At 71.9% G+C, this 18,919-nt stretch carries 21 protein-coding genes; 6 read left to right on the plus strand and 15 right to left on the minus strand.

The window, feature by feature from the left end:
* Positions 1–400 precede the first annotated feature (400 nt).
* From ACZ6A9_RS13205 to ACZ6A9_RS13220, 4 genes are all read right to left on the minus strand, one after another.
* Complete coding sequence (locus ACZ6A9_RS13205; RefSeq protein WP_468983812.1) at positions 401–592, minus strand: DUF397 domain-containing protein; 192 nt, start codon at positions 590–592, stop codon at positions 401–403.
* Complete coding sequence (locus ACZ6A9_RS13210) at positions 589–1,482, minus strand: helix-turn-helix domain-containing protein (RefSeq protein ID WP_468983815.1); 894 nt, start codon at positions 1,480–1,482, stop codon at positions 589–591. Before ACZ6A9_RS13210 ends, ACZ6A9_RS13205 begins: the two co-directional genes overlap by 4 nt.
* A 372-nt stretch (positions 1,483–1,854) precedes the next feature.
* Complete coding sequence (locus ACZ6A9_RS13215) at positions 1,855–2,838, minus strand: hypothetical protein (RefSeq protein WP_468983818.1); 984 nt, start codon at positions 2,836–2,838, stop codon at positions 1,855–1,857.
* On the minus strand, positions 2,835–3,503 hold the full coding sequence (locus ACZ6A9_RS13220; protein ID WP_468983821.1) for a hemerythrin domain-containing protein: 669 nt from the start codon (positions 3,501–3,503) through the stop codon (positions 2,835–2,837). Before ACZ6A9_RS13220 ends, ACZ6A9_RS13215 begins: the two co-directional genes overlap by 4 nt.
* A 128-nt stretch (positions 3,504–3,631) precedes the next feature.
* On the opposite strand from ACZ6A9_RS13220, the gene ACZ6A9_RS13225 reads away from it, so the two are divergent.
* The 3 genes from ACZ6A9_RS13225 to ACZ6A9_RS13235 all read left to right on the plus strand — a co-directional run bounded on the left by ACZ6A9_RS13225 (position 3,632) and on the right by ACZ6A9_RS13235 (position 5,331).
* A complete protein-coding gene (locus ACZ6A9_RS13225; RefSeq protein WP_468983824.1) occupies positions 3,632–4,264 on the plus strand; it encodes a TetR/AcrR family transcriptional regulator in 633 nt (210 codons plus the stop codon).
* A gap of 328 nt (positions 4,265–4,592) precedes the next feature.
* Positions 4,593–4,784 (plus strand): DUF397 domain-containing protein, encoded by a 192-nt coding sequence (locus ACZ6A9_RS13230; RefSeq protein ID WP_468984597.1) that lies wholly within the window; start codon positions 4,593–4,595, stop codon positions 4,782–4,784.
* A gap of 79 nt (positions 4,785–4,863) precedes the next feature.
* On the plus strand, positions 4,864–5,331 hold the full coding sequence (locus ACZ6A9_RS13235) for a hypothetical protein (protein WP_468983827.1): 468 nt from the start codon (positions 4,864–4,866) through the stop codon (positions 5,329–5,331).
* 86 nt (positions 5,332–5,417) lie between these two features.
* Here the strand turns inward: ACZ6A9_RS13235 and ACZ6A9_RS13240 are convergent, their stop codons facing one another.
* Entirely contained in the window at positions 5,418–6,380 is a 963-nt protein-coding gene (locus ACZ6A9_RS13240) for a hypothetical protein (protein WP_468983829.1), read from the minus strand.
* Between the two features lie 175 nt (positions 6,381–6,555).
* The gene (locus tag ACZ6A9_RS13245; RefSeq protein ID WP_468983832.1) at positions 6,556–6,744 is read right to left on the minus strand and encodes a hypothetical protein; all 189 of its coding nucleotides are present in this window, start codon (positions 6,742–6,744) and stop codon (positions 6,556–6,558) included.
* A gap of 359 nt (positions 6,745–7,103) precedes the next feature.
* Here ACZ6A9_RS13245 and ACZ6A9_RS13250 point away from each other — a divergent pair, with 359 nt between their 5' ends.
* Positions 7,104–7,553: an ATP-binding protein gene (locus ACZ6A9_RS13250; RefSeq protein ID WP_468983835.1), complete on the plus strand. Its 450-nt coding sequence runs from the start codon at positions 7,104–7,106 to the stop codon at positions 7,551–7,553.
* 34 nt (positions 7,554–7,587) lie between these two features.
* Here ACZ6A9_RS13250 and ACZ6A9_RS13255 read toward each other — a convergent pair whose 3' ends face one another.
* Positions 7,588–8,910 (minus strand): hypothetical protein, encoded by a 1,323-nt coding sequence (locus ACZ6A9_RS13255; RefSeq protein WP_468983838.1) that lies wholly within the window; start codon positions 8,908–8,910, stop codon positions 7,588–7,590.
* Positions 8,911–9,236: 326 nt separating this feature from the next.
* Positions 9,237–10,199, minus strand: a complete 963-nt coding sequence (locus ACZ6A9_RS13260; RefSeq protein WP_468983840.1) for a helix-turn-helix transcriptional regulator — start codon at positions 10,197–10,199, stop codon at positions 9,237–9,239.
* A gap of 131 nt (positions 10,200–10,330) precedes the next feature.
* On the opposite strand from ACZ6A9_RS13260, the gene ACZ6A9_RS13265 reads away from it, so the two are divergent.
* Positions 10,331–11,017: an alpha/beta fold hydrolase gene (locus tag ACZ6A9_RS13265; RefSeq protein WP_468983843.1), complete on the plus strand. Its 687-nt coding sequence runs from the start codon at positions 10,331–10,333 to the stop codon at positions 11,015–11,017.
* Positions 11,018–11,059: 42 nt separating this feature from the next.
* Here ACZ6A9_RS13265 and ACZ6A9_RS13270 read toward each other — a convergent pair whose 3' ends face one another.
* The gene (locus ACZ6A9_RS13270) at positions 11,060–11,569 is read right to left on the minus strand and encodes a hypothetical protein (RefSeq protein ID WP_468983846.1); all 510 of its coding nucleotides are present in this window, start codon (positions 11,567–11,569) and stop codon (positions 11,060–11,062) included.
* Positions 11,570–11,696: 127 nt separating this feature from the next.
* Here ACZ6A9_RS13270 and ACZ6A9_RS13275 point away from each other — a divergent pair, with 127 nt between their 5' ends.
* Positions 11,697–12,839, plus strand: coding sequence for a hypothetical protein (locus ACZ6A9_RS13275; protein ID WP_468983847.1), 1,143 nt, complete (start codon positions 11,697–11,699; stop codon positions 12,837–12,839).
* A gap of 92 nt (positions 12,840–12,931) precedes the next feature.
* Here the strand turns inward: ACZ6A9_RS13275 and ACZ6A9_RS13280 are convergent, their stop codons facing one another.
* The 6 genes from ACZ6A9_RS13280 to ACZ6A9_RS13305 form a co-directional block, all read right to left on the minus strand.
* Positions 12,932–13,261: a hypothetical protein gene (locus tag ACZ6A9_RS13280; protein ID WP_468983850.1), complete on the minus strand. Its 330-nt coding sequence runs from the start codon at positions 13,259–13,261 to the stop codon at positions 12,932–12,934.
* 95 nt (positions 13,262–13,356) lie between these two features.
* Complete coding sequence (locus ACZ6A9_RS13285; protein WP_468983853.1) at positions 13,357–14,049, minus strand: ABC transporter ATP-binding protein; 693 nt, start codon at positions 14,047–14,049, stop codon at positions 13,357–13,359.
* Positions 14,042–15,007, minus strand: coding sequence for an ABC transporter ATP-binding protein (locus ACZ6A9_RS13290; RefSeq protein WP_468983854.1), 966 nt, complete (start codon positions 15,005–15,007; stop codon positions 14,042–14,044). The genes ACZ6A9_RS13285 and ACZ6A9_RS13290 overlap by 8 nt, the downstream gene beginning before the upstream one ends.
* Before the next feature lie 314 nt (positions 15,008–15,321).
* Positions 15,322–16,176 carry an ABC transporter permease gene (locus tag ACZ6A9_RS13295; protein ID WP_228965525.1) on the minus strand — a complete coding sequence of 285 codons (855 nt, stop codon included), beginning with the start codon at positions 16,174–16,176 and terminating at the stop codon, positions 15,322–15,324.
* A 140-nt stretch (positions 16,177–16,316) separates the two neighbouring features.
* Positions 16,317–17,285 (minus strand): ABC transporter permease, encoded by a 969-nt coding sequence (locus tag ACZ6A9_RS13300; RefSeq protein WP_468983857.1) that lies wholly within the window; start codon positions 17,283–17,285, stop codon positions 16,317–16,319.
* A gap of 20 nt (positions 17,286–17,305) precedes the next feature.
* A complete protein-coding gene (locus ACZ6A9_RS13305; protein WP_468983859.1) occupies positions 17,306–18,892 on the minus strand; it encodes an ABC transporter substrate-binding protein in 1,587 nt (528 codons plus the stop codon).
* Positions 18,893–18,919: the final 27 nt, after the last annotated feature.

The following is an 18,919-nucleotide window of genomic DNA, read 5'->3' on the forward strand; positions in this document are numbered from 1 at the left end:
CCCGACCACGCCGAGCCACGAGCGAAGCCCCTCCCCTTCGTACCCGTTCGTGGGCGGCAGTCTGATCGCCGCGAGGGGACACCGAAAGGGCGCAAGTCAGCCATCACGGAATCGCGTTGCCTCGGGTGTGCCGCCGTCGGCGACCATGTCGAGGAGGGAACGACGCCTATCGGTGCAGTGGATGTGCGCGGCCACGGCGGTGTCGCGTACGGGCCCGGCACCGCATCCACGGCGAAGGGCACAGCTCAGCAGCCGAAGCCCGCACCTGTGCGCGACCTCGGTGACCGTCTCATCAACCGCGCGGCCCTCGGCCACGGCCCCACGGACGAGACCAGGGGCTCCCGAACGCGGTGAGGGCGTGGCGTCCGCCACTCCAGCGGACGGCACGCCCTCACGTCGCTCAGCGCTCCGACGCGAACCGCACGAACTGCCCCCAGCCTTCGCGGCCGACGGCGAAGGACGGGCGGGTCACGTCCTTGGAGTCCCGTACGCGGACGGCCTGTTCGGTGACGGCGACCTCCACGCAGTCGTCCCCCTGGGTGCCGCTGTAGCTGGACTTGAACCAGGCGAGTTCCGACGTGCCGCTACTCATAGCTCTCCTCGCAGTCGCTCCAGCAGGTCCCGGGATTCCCTGGGGTTGAGGGCCTGCGAGCGCAGTGTGTCATAGCGTCGGCAGAGCAGACTCATCTCTTTCGCGTCGGAGATCAGCCGTCCGTTCTGCTGCCCCTCCGAGTACCCGAGCCGCCGCCCCTCCGCGGTTTCCAGGATTCGCACCGGCCCGTCCAGGCACCCGTGGAACTCCAACTCCATCGGCACCACTTGAAGCGTCACGTTGCGCGGCGCGGTCAGCTCAAGCACGTGGTCCAGCATGTTCGACTGGACCTGCAGCCCACCCAGCCCACGCCGGAAAACCGACTCCTCCACGATGAAGCCGAACGGCACGGTCGGCCGCTCCCGCATCATCGCCTGTCGCTCCATTCGGGCCGTGACCTGCGCCTCTGTTTGCTCGTCGGTCAGCAACGGGATGCTGTTGTCGAACACCGCCCGCGCGTAGGCCTCCGACTGCAACAACCCCGGCACCAGCCGGCACTCGTACGTGCACAGGCTCACCGCCTCCCGCTCCAGCCGAGCCCACCGTCGGAACCACGCCGCCAGCCCCGCCTCCCCCCGCGTGAGATGCCGCGCGGCCTTCCGCAGCGCACCCGTGTTGCCCAGGGCCTCCTCCGCACGCTCCACGAACGCCTCGTCCGGCATGCGCCGGCCCAACTCCACCGACTCGACCGTGTGTTTGGAGTATTGGACAAGGGCGGCCAGCTCGGCCCGACTCAGCCCAGCATGTTCCCGCAGCGCCTGAACGAACGCCCCGAACGTCCGCAGGCTGTCCGACGGATGCGGCTCCCGCTCCCACTCCCCCACCGGAACCGCCCGCGCACCGGCGCCTCCCCCGGCCGCCGCCTCCCCCTCGACACCGACCACGTCCATCCGCCGCCCCTTTCCTCTGCTCCGCACCGCGCACCACGACGGCTCCTCACGCCGCCCGCGCCCACCTCCAGCCTGACGGTTCACCAGACGTACCGTCCACTCTTCGTGTCCGTACGCTGACTCACCGTACGGGCTGCCACACTCGCCCCCGCCCCCGTCCGACCGCCACTCCGGGACGACGGAGATCCGGGACGCCGGCCGGTGGCCGCGGAGTTCAATCCGCTCGTCGGTCGGGCGCTTCCGGCTCTGCCCTCGCGAGGACCGGAAGCGACGGAGGGGCGGGCGTGATCAGTCACGGCACGGTCGGAGCCGTCAACGGACTGACGACGCGTTGGGCCGCGGCCCTGCACACCTGAAGGCCCGGAATCCGGGCTACGCGCCGGGGCGGACGCCGGCTGCGAGGTCGTGCAGGTGCGCGGTGGTGCCGTTGCGTCGTGCGCGGCGCAGTCCCTGTTTGGCCAGCAGGCCGTTGGCCACGGTCATGACCGTCCTGCTGGGCGGCGCTGTCATGCCGACCGATGTGTGGGGGGCGTACAACGCCTCTCCGTTGTTGTCGACGGTCAGCCAGCCGGTGGCGGTGCGCATGCTCACACCGACGCACTGCCGTCGGAACGCGTGGGCGAGGAATCCGGCTCGGCGTCCGCCTGGTGGCAGGAGTTCGGGCGGTGCGCCGAGGCGCAGCCCGGTCCCGTCGTGTCCGGTGACCGTCACCGGGAGGATGACGGGGCTGCCGTCGGCCCCCTCGTACGCCAGCAGACGATGCGGGAGGGCGGCGATCCGCCGGGCGAGCCGGGAGACGGGTATCCGGGGTGTCGTGCCGTTCTTCGGGGGTCGTTGTTCGACGGGGTGCTGTGGCCAGGACGGGCCGGTCACGGTTGCCGGTCCGTGTGCCGAGAGGTGGGGCCAGGTGGTGATGCGCTCCAGGCCTACGTCGACGAAGACGCGCTCTTGGTGGTACTCGCGCAGCAGCCAGTCCCACACTCTTCCGTGCTTGGTCTTCCCGAAGAACGGCTCTGTGGCGTCCATCAGCTCTGCCAGCCGCTGCGCCGAGGGCTGAAGGTCCACCGATGCCTTGCCCTGGGCGAGGACGTAGTGGCTGTGGGCGGCGAATCCGTGCGTGCGCGTGTGATAGGCGAGGGCGACGCGGGGGTTGTTCAGGATGCGTTCCAGTTTCTTCGGGAAGCCCAGCGAGGTGGTGAAACTGACCTGGTTGGCTGCCCGGTTCGCGAGCCCTACCGGTGACACGCTGGTGACCACCGCCCCTCCGGCGGGGGTGAGGTAGGCGACCGCGACGGTCAGGTCGCCCGTGATCGCCTCGTACGCCGTGTCCGGCCAGGCGAGGTGTGTGTCCGTCACGAGCCGATACCTCGCAGCACTCGCAGGTCGGCGGCGGCCTGGTCGCGCAGGGCGGGCAGCAGGGACTTCATCGGCGGCGGCATGTTCACGAATATCGATTCCACCTCGGCCGGTGTGCCCGCCTCGTCGAGGAGGCCGATCATCAGATGCCCGGCCACCGGGGGCGTGGTGGCGATGACTCGTTGGGCGAACTCCGCCCACTGCACGGGCGTGATGTGCGCCCGCAGGGCGGGAAACAGAACCGGTTCCTCGTGGTCCAGGTGGTCGCGCACGCTGTCGCGCACCGCGACGGCCGCCTCGCGCAGTGCGTGCCGGTCGTCTTCGTTCAGATCGTCGCCGTCATGGTCCTTCGCGCCGGTGAGGCCGATGTCGGCGAGGCGGTCGAGCGCGGCGTCCAGACGTTCGTGTTCTTCGCTCAGGTCGTCGAGTGCGCGCTTCGCGTCGGGCGCCGCGGTCAGGATGAGCGGCCACAGCCATTCGTCCTCGGTCTCGTGGTGGTGACGCAGGTTCACCATGAGGAAGTCCCGTAACTGCGCGAGCGCTTGGCGAGGAACGGAGGGGTGGTCGGCGGCGTCCACGAGCAGCCCGGTGGCCAGTCTGTGTGTCTCATGGGTGAGCCGCGTTTCCACGACGGCTTGTGAGTCACGCCCGGCGTTCATGTCCATGGGGTGCGAAACCTTCGGGTTGAGGGGTGCATGGTGCAGGGTCTTCCCGTCCGGAAGGGAAATCCCATTTTGAAGTTACAGCATCTGCAATGAATACGCTTACCCTTACCCCAGGGTAAGGTGGAGACATGTCCACACCGACCCGGAGCTATCGATCGCCACGGCGTGAGCGGGGCGCGGCTCAGACCCGGCAGGACATCCTGGCGGCGGCGCGTGAGCTCTTCATCGCGCAGGGCTATGCCCAGGTGACGATGGGGCACATCGCTCGCGCGGCCGGCGTCGCGACCAAGACGCTGTACGCGAGCGTGGGGACCAAGACGGAGCTCCTGCATGCCCTCCTGGCCACGGACGTGGCGGACTCCCGGACCACCGGGCTCCTTGAGGAGGTGTTCCGGAGCGAGGACCTCGCCTCGGCGGTCGCATGCCTGGCGCACGGCATCCGCGACAACACCGAACGCTTCGCTCCGTCCATCGACCTGCTCTACTCCTCCATGGCGAGCGACGCCAAAGCGCGGGAGGTGTGGGACTACGTCGTCACGCAGTACCGCCAGGCGCTTCGCGAAGCCGCGGAGCACCTGGTCTCCATCGGCGCAGTGGCTCCGCGTCTTGACGTGAACGGTACGGCGGACCGTCTGTGGCTGTGCTTGGGGCTGTCGGCATGGCGATCGCTTGTCGTCGACTGCGGCTGGAGCTACGACGCCGCGGAGCGCCTGCTCTCCCGCCAGGCCCTGAACATGCTCGAGGACCCTGTCCCGGCATAGGCGAGGGGGCGTTTCCTTCTCGCGCCGCGCCGCGCCGCCGCCACGCGGCCTGACGGATCATCAGACGTACCGTCCACTCTTCGTGTCCGTACGCTGACTCACCGTACGGGGTGCCACACTCGTCCCCGCCCCCGTCCGACCGCCACCCTGAGGTCACGGAGATCCGGGACAAGCCGTCCGTGTCCACCGCTCACCTGCGGAAACACCCAGGCCGCACGCCCCCTTCGTGCACTCCCGCCCGCCACGGGCGGCGGCGGCCGGACCCGGCCGCGTCAGACGAGCTGGAAGGTGCAGTCATGCAGACGGAACCAACCTCTACGCCCTCGACATCAGCGCGGCCTCGTTCACGAAGGCGTGCGGCGGCCCCTGTACCGAGGGGTGCGTGACCCTCGCCCGGATCGGTGAGGACGCCTGGGCGCTGGGCGACAGCAAGCGGCCGGATGCGCAGCCGTTGCGGTTCACCACCGGGGAACTGGACGCCGCCGGTATCGACCCGGCCCGCTTCGGCCTCGGCGCCTGACCCTCCTCCCCTCCCCGCCGCCGGCCGGACCGGGCACCTCCCCGCGTCCGGCCGGCGCTCCTCGAAACGGGAGCAGCTCGTGCACCACCACGCCTATCTCTGGACCGGCCCGAAGACACGCTTCGACGACGAGGCCCTGCGGCGGCCCCCGCACCCCGATCCGCCCCCGGCCGGGAGCAGACCGGAACTGATCGACCGCTACCGCCAGGTCGCCGCCGAGTTCCGCACGTCGGACCTCCCGCCCCTGGAGACGGCGTACTGGCTCGTCAAGCCCCGCCCGCTGGTCCGGGGCACCTGGGACGAGGCGAAGGAGGCGGCGGCCTGGCTCGGCGAGCGGCTGGCCGAATACACCCCCCGGTTCGCGACGGAGGCCGACCGGGACACCGCGCGCCTGGCCCGGCTGGTGGACGCCGCCGCCGAACGCCTGCGCTCGGGCGCCGACGTGTCGTACGGCTGCTACCTCGAACGCCCCTCGTACCTCTCCCTGGCCGTGGTGACCTGCTCGCCGAACCGCGCGCTCCCTCAACTGGGCTGTCCGTGCGCGTAGTCGGAAGCGGCCGGGACCTCCCCGTACCGTCCCGCGACGCCTCACCCCGCGCGCGGGATCCGGACCGGACCAGCGGCCCGGGAACGCTAAAAGCCCGGCAGCAGCTCCACCAACCGCACCGTCCGCCGCCAGCCGCCGGCGAGGGTCCCGCCGAGCAGCAGGCCCGCGACCGCGGCCAGTGGCAGGATGCCGTCCGGCACACCGGCCGCCCGGCAGCCCAGCCACGCCCCCAGGGCCCCGCAGAACGCGACGAAGACCACCGCCGTCATGAGCGCCGACTCCCGCAGCGCCTGACGGGCCACCGTCACCGGCTCCACGTCCACGAGATCCGCCTCGGGCAGCAGCCCGCCGATCCGGCCCTCGGCATAGCGCTCGCACACCGTCACCAGCCTCCCGGCGAGGTCCCGCAGCGCCTCCTCCGGCTCGGCGTCCACCCGGCACAGCTCCCGGCGCAGCGCGCCCGCCACCAGCTCGGCGTGCTGCCGGGCGGCGGCCCGCCGCGGCGAGGAGCCGCCGATGGTGCCGCGGACACGGTGGGCACGCAGGACGAGGCGCTCGGTCCGGCGGTACAGATCGTCGAGCCGGCGAAGGTGCCCGGCGCGGTCGGCGTCCGGTGCCTCCAGGGCGCGGACGCAGGCGAGCACCATGGCCGTGCCCGTGCGGAGCAGCTCGTCCCGCCGCCCGGCCCGGTCCAGTCTGTCCGCCAGCCACAAGACCGCCACCATGAGCAGCAGGACGACCACCGCGGCAGTGGCCGGCGCGCCGATCGTGACGGCCGTCCGCGGACCGTCCGGGAAGGCACGGCTCACACCGAAGGCCGAGTAGAGGCCACCCACGACGGGGAGGCACACGAGGATGGTGACGAGGAACTCGTGCCACGAGGGATCGGTCTTCGGCGTGCCGATCGTCGCACGGGTGAGGGGAACCTCCTCCGGCGCACGGGACAGACGGCCCAGCGCCGCGTCGTAGGAGGTCAGCGTCTCCGCGGCCGTCGCGGCCCGCCGCCTCTCCTCCGCCTCCCAGTAGCCGCTGTCATACAGCTCTTCCACGAGATCCCCCGCCCTCCCCCTCGCACGTCTCACCTCGCACGTCTCACGCGGAACGGTGGCGGCGGGCGTCTCCCCGTTTGACCGCCCGAGTGAAGGCATCCCGGGTGAAGGCACAGATATACACCCCGGGACGACCCCGCGGGCCGGTATCGGCCACACCGGACGGAGGCGATGGTCAGCAGCGGGACCATCTGGCATCGCAGACGGCGCAGTACCGGCGGCGCGGGTCGGTGCGGCCCCACGGCGGCCAGCCACCGACCTTCCAGCCGGGAGCGTCCGCCAGATCGCCGCCTTCGTAGAACTCCGCCGGACACTCCGCGTACGAGCTGTCCACGTCCACACCGGCTGCCTGCCGTCTGCTCAAGTCCCCCAACCGCCTGCGGCCCTGGACGAAGGTGCAGCCGTATCGCGGGACGCGCCGGACGAGCCAGTTCGGGAAAGACCGCGGTGACCTCGACGGGCCGCGGCGAAGTCATACGGACAAAACCCATGCCGGTGGTCCTGTCACCCGCCACCGACAGTCCCCCGCCGCCTCGATCGGCGTTCACGCTCAACCGACCGCGATGCCCCACTCACCGCACGGGAACCCTCTGCCGCCTCCCCGCGTTCCTCACACAGCGTCGCAGGAATCCGGCGTACCGCCCGCCTCCCCGTCCGTACGCCTGCTCTCCGTACGGGGCGCGGCACTCGCCCCCGCCCGCGTCCGGCCGTCACTCTGGCGCCATGAACCACGCAACACCCCAAGTGGGCGCCCGCGTCGGCACCTTCACCCAGCTGCTGTCGTCCACGCGGCGCGGCGCCCGTCTCGCCCGGCTCCTCGCGGTGACCGAACTGCGCTCCCGGGGCGCCTCGCAGGACCTCACGGAGCGTGCCGAACTCGTCGTCGCGGAGCTCGCCGCCAACGCCGTCCTGCACGGGCGCGTGCCCGGCCGCTGTTTCCGGCTCACGCTCGTCCTCGACCCGGCCGCCGACCGCCTCCGCATCGAGGTCAGCGACGCCCGCGGAGACCTCCGCCCGCTCCCCCGCCCCACGGACACCGCGTCCGACCCACTCAGCACCACCGGACGCGGTCTGACCCTCGTCACCGCACTCGCCGACCGCTGGGACTGCGTCCCCTACCCGCCCAGCGGCAAGACCGTCCGGGCGGTGCTGACGACACCGACCGGCACGTGACCGCGTCGCCCGAGCCGAGCCGAATCCCCCGCGCCTACCCTGCCGCGGCCAGCGCGGGGAAGACGACCACCGAGCCGTCCTTGTCGCGGGCCATCTCGATCGCCACGTCCGTCGGGCGGCCGCCCACCGCGACGCCGTCGCCCAGCCCACGGATCTGGTACGCCGTACGCATCAGCCGGTCGACCTCACCGGTCGTCAGGACGGGACGCACACTCTTCGGACGGGCCAGCCGCAACGCCGACAGGCGCAGCAGTACACCGGCAAGGCCCTTCTCCAGCTCGTCGAGGCGCTGCTCGTCGCTCCTCAGCGCGCGGGTGAAGTTCTCGAACAGGTTGTCGGGGTCGCTCTGGGCCTGCTCGACTGCCTGGAGGACGTTGACACGCCGCTTCAACGCGATGGCCAGGGCCGCCAATTCGAGGTGGGTACGGAACGTGCCACCCTGGTCGTCCACACCGGGGAACGACTCGGTCAGCGTGCCGATCTCTACGGGCTCACCGTCGGGAAGCTTGTCGAGTGCGCTCGTCCACCGGGCCAGGCGGATGTCGGCCTTGCTCAGCGCGGTGTCGATGGCGTGCACCGCCGAGTCGAGGCCCAGCGAGACACCGAGCTTGCCCTGGTCGAGCAGGATGGCCGTGGCCTTGTCGATGGCGGGCCGGCAGCCGTTGAGCGCGCTGTGCTCGTCGTCGAGCTTGTCCGCCTGAAGCTGCTCCAGAAGGTCCGTGATGTGCTCGATGGCCTGCTGCCGCTTGGCGTCGGCGTGCGCGCTCACCCCGACCGCCACCGCCATGAGCACGAGCGGAGCGGCCACGGTGAGCGCCGCACTGCCGGCGGCCGCGACGCCGGCTGTCGCACCGGCTCCACCGGCTGCGCCCGCCGTTGCCGTTTTACCGACCGGCACGTACGTCACCCCGGCGACGATCTTGCCAGTCACCGGGTTCACGACGGAGGCACGGGCACCACCGGCCACACCCTTCGACCGCATCAGGCTCAGGGTGCCCTGCCCCAGCTGCTTGGCGACCTTCGCCGGAACCACCATGCGGTACAGCCCCTCGCCGGCAGCCGTCGCCTTGGCCGCCGCGGCGGAACCGCGAGCCGACTGCGTGATCAGCTGCGACAGGTGCTGCGCCAGCGGACTCGTGGCATCGAGCGAGATGCCCCGGCCCCTGTCGAGCTTGTCCGGCAGCGGGTGCGCCTCGAGCGTGGCGATCGGCTGGTCGGCCAACGCGGCCAGCACGCCACGCAGTTCGACCAGCCGCTCGGCCGTCATCGGCCCGCTCCCGATCACCGCCGGCACTTGGACATCACGTGTCGCCAGCGTCCAGACCGGAACGTTCGGCGCCTTGCGATAGTCGATCATCGTCCCCCCAACTCATCCCCACGTCAGCCTGCGTCTGACGTCCCAGCAGAACGGTATAGCCGAATCACGGCACCGTGTGTCACTCGATCCACATCGACCACCTCCCGACGCAGCGGGGCGGCACAGGCAACGCGAGCACAACGACCGGATCCCGCTCAGTGACCGAAACCGTGACCGGTCCCTGACGGCGCAGGTCGTCCGTGGTGCCTTCGGGCAGCTGGAGAGCGACTCCTACCGCCAACGCGGTCGGAGCACGTCGCCTGATGCTCAGCCCGGTGCGGCGCGTACGCGACCGTCCGCGTCGGATGACGACGGCTGCCCGTCGATCAGGGCCGGTCCGTCGCCGCGGCCGTGAAGCGTGCCCCCAGGGCGGCGACGGCGGCGCGGAGTTCTTCCCCGCCGTCGACGCGGAAGGGGAACGGCACGGCGGCCAGCCACTCGTGCGCGTACATGTCCGGGTTGCGGGTGCTGCCCTCCAGCACGCATCCCGCCCCGAAGGGTTCGAGCCGTCCCATGGGGGGCCGGATCCACGGGGCGACGTCGGTGAGGGGCGCGTCGAAGACCACGCGGGTGGGGAACTCCCAGCCGAGGCCCAGGTTTTCCTCCAGGACCGCGATGGGGTCGAGGCCCTTGGGCGGTGCGAACCCGTGCCCGGTCGGCCGTACGGCGCGGACCCGGTCGATCCGGTAGGTGCGGATCGCGTCCGCGCGATGGGAGTGGCACAGCAGGTACCAGCGGCCGTAGCGGACGACGACGGACCAGGGATCCGCCTCCGCCTCCCACTCGTTGCCGGCCTCGCTGCGGTAGGTGATCGAGACGCGGCTCCGGGCGGCGACGGCCTCGACGAGTGCGCTGGTGACGGCCGGATCCGGGCGGGCCGAGTGGGGGTCGGGGGCGGCCGACGCGTACGAGCGCAGCAGTGCCGCCTGCCGGCCGACGCGCTCCGGCAGCGCCTTGACCACCTTGTCCAGGGCCGTGCCGACCAGGTCGTCGGCGTCAGCCGCGGCCGGTTGGCCGCCGAGCACCGCCATCACCAGACCGACCGCCTCGGCCTGCGTGAACTGCACGGGCGGCAGCCGTGTCCCGCGTCCCAGCCGGTACCCGCCGTGCGGCCCCCGGGCCGACTCCACGGGGACACCGGCCTCTCGGAGGATTCCGACGTACCGGCGGGCGGCCCGCTCCGTGACGCCCAGGCGCACGGCGAGTTCGCCGGCCGTCGTACCGGGGCGGGCCCGGAGGATCTCCAGGGCGCGCAGGGCTCGCGCGGTGGGGTTGAGGTCATTCGGCACGGGAGCAGGCTAGGGCCTGCGCGAAAGCCCCGTCGGCTCCGGTCCTGAGGTCCGCGGCAGATCCGGCAGTGGTTCGTCCGGATCTGCTCCTACGGTGACGTTCCACGCAGTCGGAGAAGGGGAAACTGACCATGGACATCGTGCTTGTCGGCGGCCTGTGGCTGAGCGGATCCGTGTGGGGCCGTGTCGCGTCCGCGCTGGAAACCCTCGGCCACCACCCCGTGCCGCTCACTCTTCCGGGGCAGGGCGCCGGTCCGGTCTCCGCCACGCTCGACGACCAGGTGGAGGCGGTACTCGCCGCAGTGGATGGGGCATCCGGCAAGCCCATGGTCGTGGGGCATTCCGCCGCCTGTTCGCTGGCCTGGATGGCCGCCGACCGGCGCCCCGAAGCGGTGGCCAAGGTCGCCCTCGTCGGCGGCTTCCCCGCCGACGACGGACGGCCGTACGCCGACTTCTTCGAGGTGCGCGACGGCGTCATGCCGTTCCCGGGGTGGGAGCCCTTCGAGGGGCCGGACGCCGCCGACCTCGATGACGAGGCCAGGCGGGAGCTGGCGGACGCCGCGATCCCCGTGCCCGCGGGCGTGGCCAGGGGTGTGGTGCGGCTGGCGGACGAACGGCGGTACGACGTCCCCGTGGTCGTGGTATGCCCCGAGTTCACTGCCGCGCAGGCGCGGGAGTGCGTCACCGCCGGGGACGTTCCGGAGCTGTCCCGGGCGCGGCACGTCGAGTTCGTCGACATCGAGTCCGGCCACTGGCCCATGGTCACCGAACCGGTCGAGCTGGCCCGGATCCTGGCCGCGGCGGCCGACGCCGGCTGACGGCGGGCGCGCTCCGCGGCTCCTCCACCGGCTGCCGGGGCGTCAGGCGGACTGGTGGATGACGAGCTTGAACTCCGCCAGGACGATCTTCCGCGCCACGCTGTCGTCATGGGTGGCGCGCAGGGCGAGCGGGACGGCCGGGTCGACGAAGATGCCCCACTGCTTCGTCCAGCACTGCATGCCGACGCTGGGCGGCCGGTGTTCCGTCGCCGTCGTGTCGTTGGGGGTGGAGGTGAGACCGAGGGGGTCACGGACGAACTGGTCGCGCAGTTCGTCGTAGCTTCCCGCCTCCCACTGGATCATCGCGTAGAGGTCGCCCCATCCGGCGGTGCTGGGCCATATCAGCCCGGAGCGGGCGTCCGTGTCCCAACTGGTGACGGTGTAGCCGTCCGGCTGGTTGACCTGGTGCATGGTGAACGCGTCGGAGGACTCCGCGGTCCCGAAGGGGAACCGGATGACCGTGTAGGGGCTGTTGGCCGGGATCGTCTGCGGCGTGTCCCGCTTCAGGGAGCAGACCTGCACTCCGGTCGACGCCGTGGCATGTGGAGACATGTCTTCAGATATGCCCGTCACGGACGCCTCCGATGTGGGCTCCGTCCACCCCGCGGACCCCGATTTCTGTTCTACGTACAACCGTTCGAGGTGGTGGTCCGTCTTCTCCTGTGACCGCCCTGGTCGCATGTACGAGGAGACCGTCATTACCGCCATACGCAAAACCCTGACCGCCACCGCCGTAGCCACCGCGGTGCTGGCCGGTTCCGCCGCTTGCGGCACCGTGGAGAACCTGTCCGCCGGACAGAAGCTGGACAACGCCTTCGAGAAGCTCGGCGAGGAGCGCTCGCTCTCCTTCGAGTTCGACCTCGACACCGATGTCGCGTCGCTGAAGGCGCTGGACGCCGAGATGGCGGAGCCGGGCGACAAGATGACCGACGAGGTCGCCGAACTGCTCAGCGGGGCCAAGATCTCCGTCTCCGTGCAGTCGAAGAAGCCGCTGGAGAAGTCCGGCGAGAAGGACTTCAGCGCGATGGCGGTGAAGTTCAGCAACGCGGACGGCGACCTGTTCGAGTACCGGCTGGTCGGCGACTACACCTACGCCCGCGTCGACGCCGAGGCGCTCGGGAAAATGTCCGGCGCGCCCATGCCGTCCGCCGACGAACTGCCCGACAGCGCGGGCGCTTTCAAGAAGCTGCTCGCGGGTGAGTGGCTCAAGGTCTCCACGAAGGAACTGGAGGAGACCGGCGAGCAGATGTCCGGGGCCGAGGGCCCCGGGGGCACCGAGCCCTCGGCGGAGCCGACGCTCGACGCCAAAACGCAGAAGAAGATCACGAAGGCGCTGCGCCAGGTCATCGCCAACGAGGTCGACTTCAAGACCTCCGGCGGGTCGGACGGCACCGAGCACATCAAGGCCACGGCGCCCTTCCGCACGCTGATGACCGAGCTGTTCGACGAACTCCGGCCGCTGCAGAAGGAGCTGCCGGGCGGGGCCGAACTGCCGACGACGAAGGACTTCGCGGACGCGCCGAACGAGAAGGTCACCGCCGACTTCACGCTGAAGAACGGCGAGCTGACCGAGATGTCCGTGGACCTGGCGAAGCTGGCGGAGACGGCGAAGGTCAAGAAGTTCGCCCTGGTGCTGCGCGTGGGCAAGGGTGAGAAGGCCGTGGCTCCGGCGGGCGCCACCGAAGTGCGGATGGACGAGATCATGGAGGGCATCTTCGGCGGCTTCGCGGAGGGGGCGCTCGACGAGGAAGGGTTCGGCGAGGAAGGGTTCGGCGAGGAAGGGTTCGGCGAGGACGCGCTCCTCGAGGACGCTCAGGGCTGACGCTGACGCGGGGACACCGCGGGCGGGCCCGGCATGGTGACGCCCGGCGGCCACTCCCTCCGGGGAGTGGCCGCCGGGCGTCTGCGCGTCGGTCAGTGTCCGAAGATGCGCCGGTGGCCGTGAGCCGGCCGGGAGCGCCGGCCATCCTGCTCCTCCCTCGTGGCCGCCGCGGGCTCGGTCGCGCGGACCCGGCGCTTGTGGTGCCGCCGCCGTGCGAGTCCGCCCGCGAGCGCGGCGAGCCCCAGACAGAAGATCAGCGTCAGAGCCACACCGGAGAGGAAGAGACCCGGAGCACTGAGTGTGGCGATCTGGTTACCGAAGACCTCCACCGCGTACTCGGGCCCCCCGGAGAAGTTCTCCACCACGACGATGGCCGCGAAGGCGGCGGTGGCCAGCACCAGCAGGAGCGGCAACAGGAGCATTGCTCTCACCTCGCAAATCGGCCTTTTCCGCCACGTACCCGGAATCGGGCCCCGCACACGAGAAGCCCGATCCGGGTCTCCGCCGGGGGAAGGCGTCACTTCGCCATGGCCGCGCGGGGGACGTCTTCGGCCGGGGGTGCCACCGTGTCCCAGTGGACCGTGCGGTCGCACCAGCGGTCGAGGAGGGTGTGGTCGTGGCCCACCGCGAGGAGGCCGGCTCCGGTGGCGGAGCGGTAGTCCTCCACCACGCGGACCAGCGCGGCCGTGGTCGACGCGTCGAGCATCGCGGTCATCTCGTCGCAGATGAGCCAGCGGGGACGCAGGACGAGCGCGCGGGCGACGCAGGCGCGCTGGAGCTGGCCGTCGCTGACCTCGTGGGGGCGGCGGGTGAGCAGGTCCGGGGTCAGGCCGACGGTGTCGGCGAGTTCGGCCACGCGGTCCGGGGCCGACGCACGCCGGCCGGTGGCGCGCAGGGGTTCCGCGATCAGGTCGCTGAGGCGCAGGCGGGGGTCGGCCGAGAGACGGGGCTGCTGGAAGACGACTCCGACGGCGGTGCGTAGCGCGCGGGGCGCCCGGTGGCGGTAGCGGTGCACGGGGGTGCCGTCGAGGACGACCGTCCCGGAGTCGGGGCGGTGCAGGAGGGCGGCGACCCTGGCGAGGGTGGACTTTCCGCAACCGCTGGGGCCCAGCAGGCCCACGGCCTCGCCGGAGGTGACGGTGAGGCACGCGTCGCGTACGACGGGGGTGCGGCGGTCGTAGCCGGCGGTGACGGCGTGCAGTTCAAGCACGGATGTCCTCCGGAGTGCGGGCCGGGGCCGGGACCGGAACCGGGTGGTGGCAGGCGACCGGAGTCGTGAAGGGCGGGAGGGTCGTGCAGAGGGTCGTGGCACGGTCGCAGCGGGGGGCGAAGGCGCAGCCGTCAGGGAGGTTGCCGAGTTCGGGGGGCAGTCCGGGGATGGGCGTGAAGGACCTGTCGGGGAGGGCCTCCAACAGGCCCCGGCTGTAGGGGTGGCGGGGGCCCGGGCCGCCGAAGAAGGCTTCCGCGTCGGCGAGTTCGACGATGCGGCCCGCGTACATGACGGCCACCCGGTCGGCGACGCGTTCCGCCGCCGCCAGGTCGTGGGTGATGATCAGCAGGGCGCGGTCGGCGTCGACGTGGCGGCGCAGTTCGTCGACGGTGCGGTCCACGAGGTCGCGGTCCAGGCCGGTGGTGGGTTCGTCCGCCAGGAGCAGGGGGGCGTCGCCGATCAGGGCGAGGGCCGTGGCGGCCCGCTGGGCCAGACCGCCGGAGAGTTCGTGCGGGTGGCGGTCGAGGTGGTCCGGGGGGAACTCGGCGCGCCGGGCCGCCTGTTCGGCAGCGGCGCGCACGGCGGAGCGGTCCCGCTCGCCGGTGAGCTGCGCGACCGTCTCCTCCATCTGGGAGCGGATGGTGCGGACGGGGGTGAGGTGGGCGGCGGGGGACTGCGGGATGAGGCCGATGCGGCGGCCGCGTACGGTGCGGGCGAGGGTGCGTTCACCGGCGGTGAGCAGGTCGAGGTCGCCGAGGTGGGCGCTGCCCGCGGTCTGGGCGTTGGCCGGGAGGAGGCCGAGCAGCGCCGAGGCCAGGACGGACTTGCCGCAGCCGCTCTCGCCGATCAGGGCGAGGCACTCCCCCGGCGCCACGTCGAAGTGGGCGTCGGTGACGGCGGCGATCCGGCGTCCGCCGGGCAGCAGGAAGCGGACGGACAGGCCGCGGACCGACAGCACGGGAGGCCGCCCGGCCGGCGCGGCGTCCGCCGCGGGCGCGGTGGACCGCTCCGTCGCGGTGCCTGGTCCCGGGGCCTCCGAGCCCGGCGCGGGAGGCTGACCGATCGCGGTACCCGTCTTCGCGGCACCGGCCGCAGGCGCAGGACGCTGATCGGCCGCGGTGCCAGCCGCAGGCGCGGAACGCTGACCGGTCACGGCACCGGACGTGACCGCATCCGCCACCGGCGCGGGTGGCCGCTCGGCCGCGGTACCAGCCGCAGGCGCGGAACGCTGACCGGTCACGGCACCGGACGTGGGCGTGGGAGGTCGCTCGGTCACAGCATCAGCTCCGATCGGCGGCGGGGGTTGATCCGCTCGCGCCAGACTCCGGCGAGGCCGGCGATGGCGAGGGTGGGGATGATCAGGAACAGGCCGGGGAAGAGGGTGGGCCACCACTGTCCGGCGAGCAGGGAGCCGCGGGCGCCCTGGATGAGGGTGCCCAGGCTGGCGGTGTGGGCGGGCAGGCCGAGGCCGAGGAAGGACAGGGCCGACTCGTGCCACATGGCGTGCGGGACCATCAGGACGGCGGCGAGTCCGGCCTGCGGCAGCACGCCGGGCAGGAGGTGGCGGACCGTGACCCGCCACCGGGACGCGCCGCCGGAGACGGCCGCGTCGATGTAGGGGCGGGAACGCAGGGAGAGGACCTCGGCGCGCACGATGCGGGCGGTGGACAGCCAGTGGGTGAGGGCGACGGAGACGACCACCGGCCAGACGCCCGGCCGGAACATCGCGATGATGAAGATGCCGAGCAGCAGGTGCGGGACGGAGGACAGGGTGTCGACCAGGCGCATGATCAGCCGGTCGGCCCAGCCGCCGAGCGCGCCGGCGGCGGCGCCGACGGCGGTGCCGATCACGGTCGCGGTGAGCGCGGCGACCACACCCACCAGCAGCGACACCCTGAGTCCGTAGACGCAGCGCAGCAGCAGGTCGCGGCCCACGTCGTCGGTGCCGAAGGGATGGGCCCAGCTCGGGGGCAGGAGTTTGGCGGCCAGGTCGACGGCCTGCTGGTCGAGCTGGACCAGGGGCGGTACGAGCAGGACCGCGAGGGCCGTGACGGCGACCAGGGCGGCGGAGACGCGCAGGCGGAGGGTGTGGGTGGAGCGGCGCGCGGTGCCGTGCGCGCGCCACACCGTGGGGGCCGCGCGCCCGGCGGTGTCCGTCGTCGCGGAGGCGGTGTCCGTCGTCGCGAAGGCGGTGTCCGTCGTCGCGGAAGCGTCCGTCTTCTCGACGGTGGGGTCCGTCTTCTTGACGGTGGGGTCAGCCACGGGAGTCACATCTCATTCAGCTTCACCCTCGGGTCGATCAGTCCGTAGAGCAGGTCGGCGAGGAGGTTTCCGGCGAGGACGGCGGCGGTGGCGAGGGTGGTGAGCGCGGCCAGCAGCGGGAAGTCGACGGCGGTGGCCGCCTCCACGGTGGCCGCGGCGATACCGGGCCAGCTGAAGACGCTCTCGACCAGCAGGGCGCCGGTGATGAGCTCGGGGACGCGGGAGCCGATCAGGGTGAGCACGGGGAGCAGTCCGGAGCGCAGGGCGTGGCCGAGCAGGACGGTGCGCTCGTTCAGGCCCCGGGCCCTGGCCCCGCGGACGGGGTCCTCGGCGAGGGCGTCGCCGACGCCCTGACGGACGTACAGGGTGAACCAGGGCAGCTGGGAGACGGCAAGCACCCCGGCGGGCAGGATCAGGTGGCTGGTGACCTGCCCGAAGGTGACCTGGTCGGTGCCGGTGTCGGTGAGGCCGCCGGCCGGCAGGACGTCCAGTTCCAGGGCGAACAGCCAGACGGCGAGCAGCGCGATCCAGAAGACGGGGGCCGCCTCCAGGGAGTACGCGAGGGAGGTGACCGTACGGTCGAGGAGGGAGCCGGGGCGGCGGGCGGCGAGCACGCCGAGGACGGTGCCGAGCAGCACGGCGACGGCGAACGCTGCTGTGCACAGCAGCGCCGACCAGACCAGGCGTTCGCCGATGACCTCGGCCACCGGCTGGCGCATGACGGTGGACTGGCCGAAGTCGCCGCCGAGCGCGGAGGTCAGCCAGTCCCACCAGCGGGCGGTGAAGGGCCGGTCCACGCCGAGGTTCTCCCGCAGCCGGTCCAGGGTCTCCTGGTCGGCGCCGAGCGCGGCGGTGCCCGCGTACGCCTTGACGGGGTCGAAGGGGGAGGCGGCGGCGACCGCGAACACGCCGAAGGTGACGATCAGGAGCACCGGCACGGCGTACAGGGCGCGCCGTGCCGTGAGCCGTGCCATGGCTCCCCAGGGGGCGCGTGTCATGCCGTGGGCTGCCAGTCCTCGACGTTCCACCAGGGTCCGCTGGCGAAGCCGTGCTCGTGCGGTTCGGTCTGGGTGGTGAGGTCCTTCCAGCGGTCGTCGAGGACGTACAGGTGGTCGATGTGGGTGAGGAAGGTGTAGCCGGGGTTCTTGACGAGTGCGCGCTGGAGGTCGTCGTAGGCGGCCTCGCGGGCCTTGGTGTCCTGGCTGCGGCGGCCGGTGTCGAGGGCCTCGTCCACGGCCGGGTTGTCGTAGAGGGCCATGTTGTTGAAGCCGTCCCCGGCGAGGGAGGAGTGCAGCAGGGTGTAGAGCCCGAAGTCGGGGTCGCCGGTGGAGCCGAAGCCGGCGAGCACGGCGTCCTGCTTCATCCGGGGTTCGATGACCTCCCAGGTGGCGCTCTCCACCCGGACGTCGATGCCGGTCCTCTTGGCGTCGGAGGCGTAGGCGAGGGCGTGGTCCTGGCGGACCTTGTCGCCGGAGGGGTAGTAGAGGGTGAAGCGGGCGGGGCGGCCGTCCTTGGCTCGGACGCCGTCCTTGCCGGGCTTCCAGCCGGCCTCGTCCAGGAGACGCCCGGCCTCGGCGAGGTCCTGGGGGCGTTCGACGTCCTTCGCGAACCAGGCGTCGTCGACCGGGAGGGGGCCGTAGGCGGGGCGGCCGGCGCCGTCGAGGATCTTGTCGACCATGGCCTCGCGGTCCACGGCGAGGTCGAGGGCGCGGCGGATCGCGGTGTCGCCGGTGACCGGGTTGCCGGTGGGCAGGCTGACCGCGCGGAAGTCGTACGACGTCGCCCGGTGCGTCTTCTTGCCGGCGTCGCCCTTGAAGGTGGCGGCGAGGTTCGGCGGGAGGGTCGCGCCGTCCAGGTCGCCGGAGCGCAGCCGGGTGGCGCGGACGTCGTCGTCGGCGATGATCGCCATGGTGAGCTTCTTCACCTTCGGCGCGCCGCCCCAGTAGTCCTGGTTGGCCTTGAAGGTGAGCTTCTCGCCCTTGCTCCAGCCGGTGAGGACGTAGGGGCCCGTGCCGATGGGCTCGGTGTTGAAGGCGCCGGTGTTGGGGTCCTGCTTGCCGGCGACGTGCTCGGGGACGACCGGCAGCACCGTGCGGGCGGCGAAGGCGGCGTAGGGGTAGTCGAGGGTGAAGACGACCTTGTCGTCGCCCACCGCCTTGACCTCCTTGATCGCGTCCAGTTCACTCTTGGCGGTGTTGTTGGTCCTGTCGTCCAGGACGGTGCGGTACGTGAACACCACGTCGTCCGCGGTCAGCGGCTCGCCGTCGCTGAACTTCACGCCGTCGCGGAGGGTGTACGTGTAGGTGCGGCCGCCGTCGGTGATCTCGGGGAGTGCCTTCGCGAGCGCGGGCTTCAGGTTCAGGTCGGCGTCGCGGGCGAGGAGTCCGTCGAAGATCTTGGAGTTGCCGTCCTTGCCGTAGCCGAGCAGCGGGCTGAGGGTGTCCGGTTCGGTGGAGACCCCGATCACCACGGACTCGGCCCCGCCGCCGTCCGCGCCGCCGTTGCCGGGCGCCGAGCACGCGGTGACCGCTGCGGCCATCGCCGCCGCGGCGGCTGCCCCCCGTATTCGTCGGGTCGTCATCGAACCTCACATCCATCTTGCCCGGAC

The organism is Streptomyces sp. NPDC041124 (assembly GCF_055592385.1).

Excerpts from the sequence above, each read along its gene's own strand:
- ACZ6A9_RS13275 (WP_468983847.1), top strand. The coding sequence starts at position 11,697 with ATGTACGAGGAGACCGTCATTACCGCCATACGCAAAACCCTGACCGCC.
- ACZ6A9_RS13305 (WP_468983859.1), bottom strand. The coding sequence starts at position 18,892 with ATGACGACCCGACGAATACGGGGGGCAGCCGCCGCGGCGGCGATGGCC.
- ACZ6A9_RS13250 (WP_468983835.1), top strand. The coding sequence starts at position 7,104 with ATGAACCACGCAACACCCCAAGTGGGCGCCCGCGTCGGCACCTTCACC.
- ACZ6A9_RS13270 (WP_468983846.1), bottom strand. The coding sequence starts at position 11,569 with ATGTCTCCACATGCCACGGCGTCGACCGGAGTGCAGGTCTGCTCCCTG.
- ACZ6A9_RS13255 (WP_468983838.1), bottom strand. The coding sequence starts at position 8,910 with ATGATCGACTATCGCAAGGCGCCGAACGTTCCGGTCTGGACGCTGGCG.
- ACZ6A9_RS13265 (WP_468983843.1), top strand. The coding sequence starts at position 10,331 with ATGGACATCGTGCTTGTCGGCGGCCTGTGGCTGAGCGGATCCGTGTGG.
- ACZ6A9_RS13210 (WP_468983815.1), bottom strand. The coding sequence starts at position 1,482 with ATGGACGTGGTCGGTGTCGAGGGGGAGGCGGCGGCCGGGGGAGGCGCC.
- ACZ6A9_RS13280 (WP_468983850.1), bottom strand. The coding sequence starts at position 13,261 with ATGCTCCTGTTGCCGCTCCTGCTGGTGCTGGCCACCGCCGCCTTCGCG.
- ACZ6A9_RS13300 (WP_468983857.1), bottom strand. The coding sequence starts at position 17,285 with ATGGCACGGCTCACGGCACGGCGCGCCCTGTACGCCGTGCCGGTGCTC.
- ACZ6A9_RS13220 (WP_468983821.1), bottom strand. The coding sequence starts at position 3,503 with ATGGACATGAACGCCGGGCGTGACTCACAAGCCGTCGTGGAAACGCGG.
- ACZ6A9_RS13225 (WP_468983824.1), top strand. The coding sequence starts at position 3,632 with ATGTCCACACCGACCCGGAGCTATCGATCGCCACGGCGTGAGCGGGGC.
- ACZ6A9_RS13205 (WP_468983812.1), bottom strand. The coding sequence starts at position 592 with ATGAGTAGCGGCACGTCGGAACTCGCCTGGTTCAAGTCCAGCTACAGC.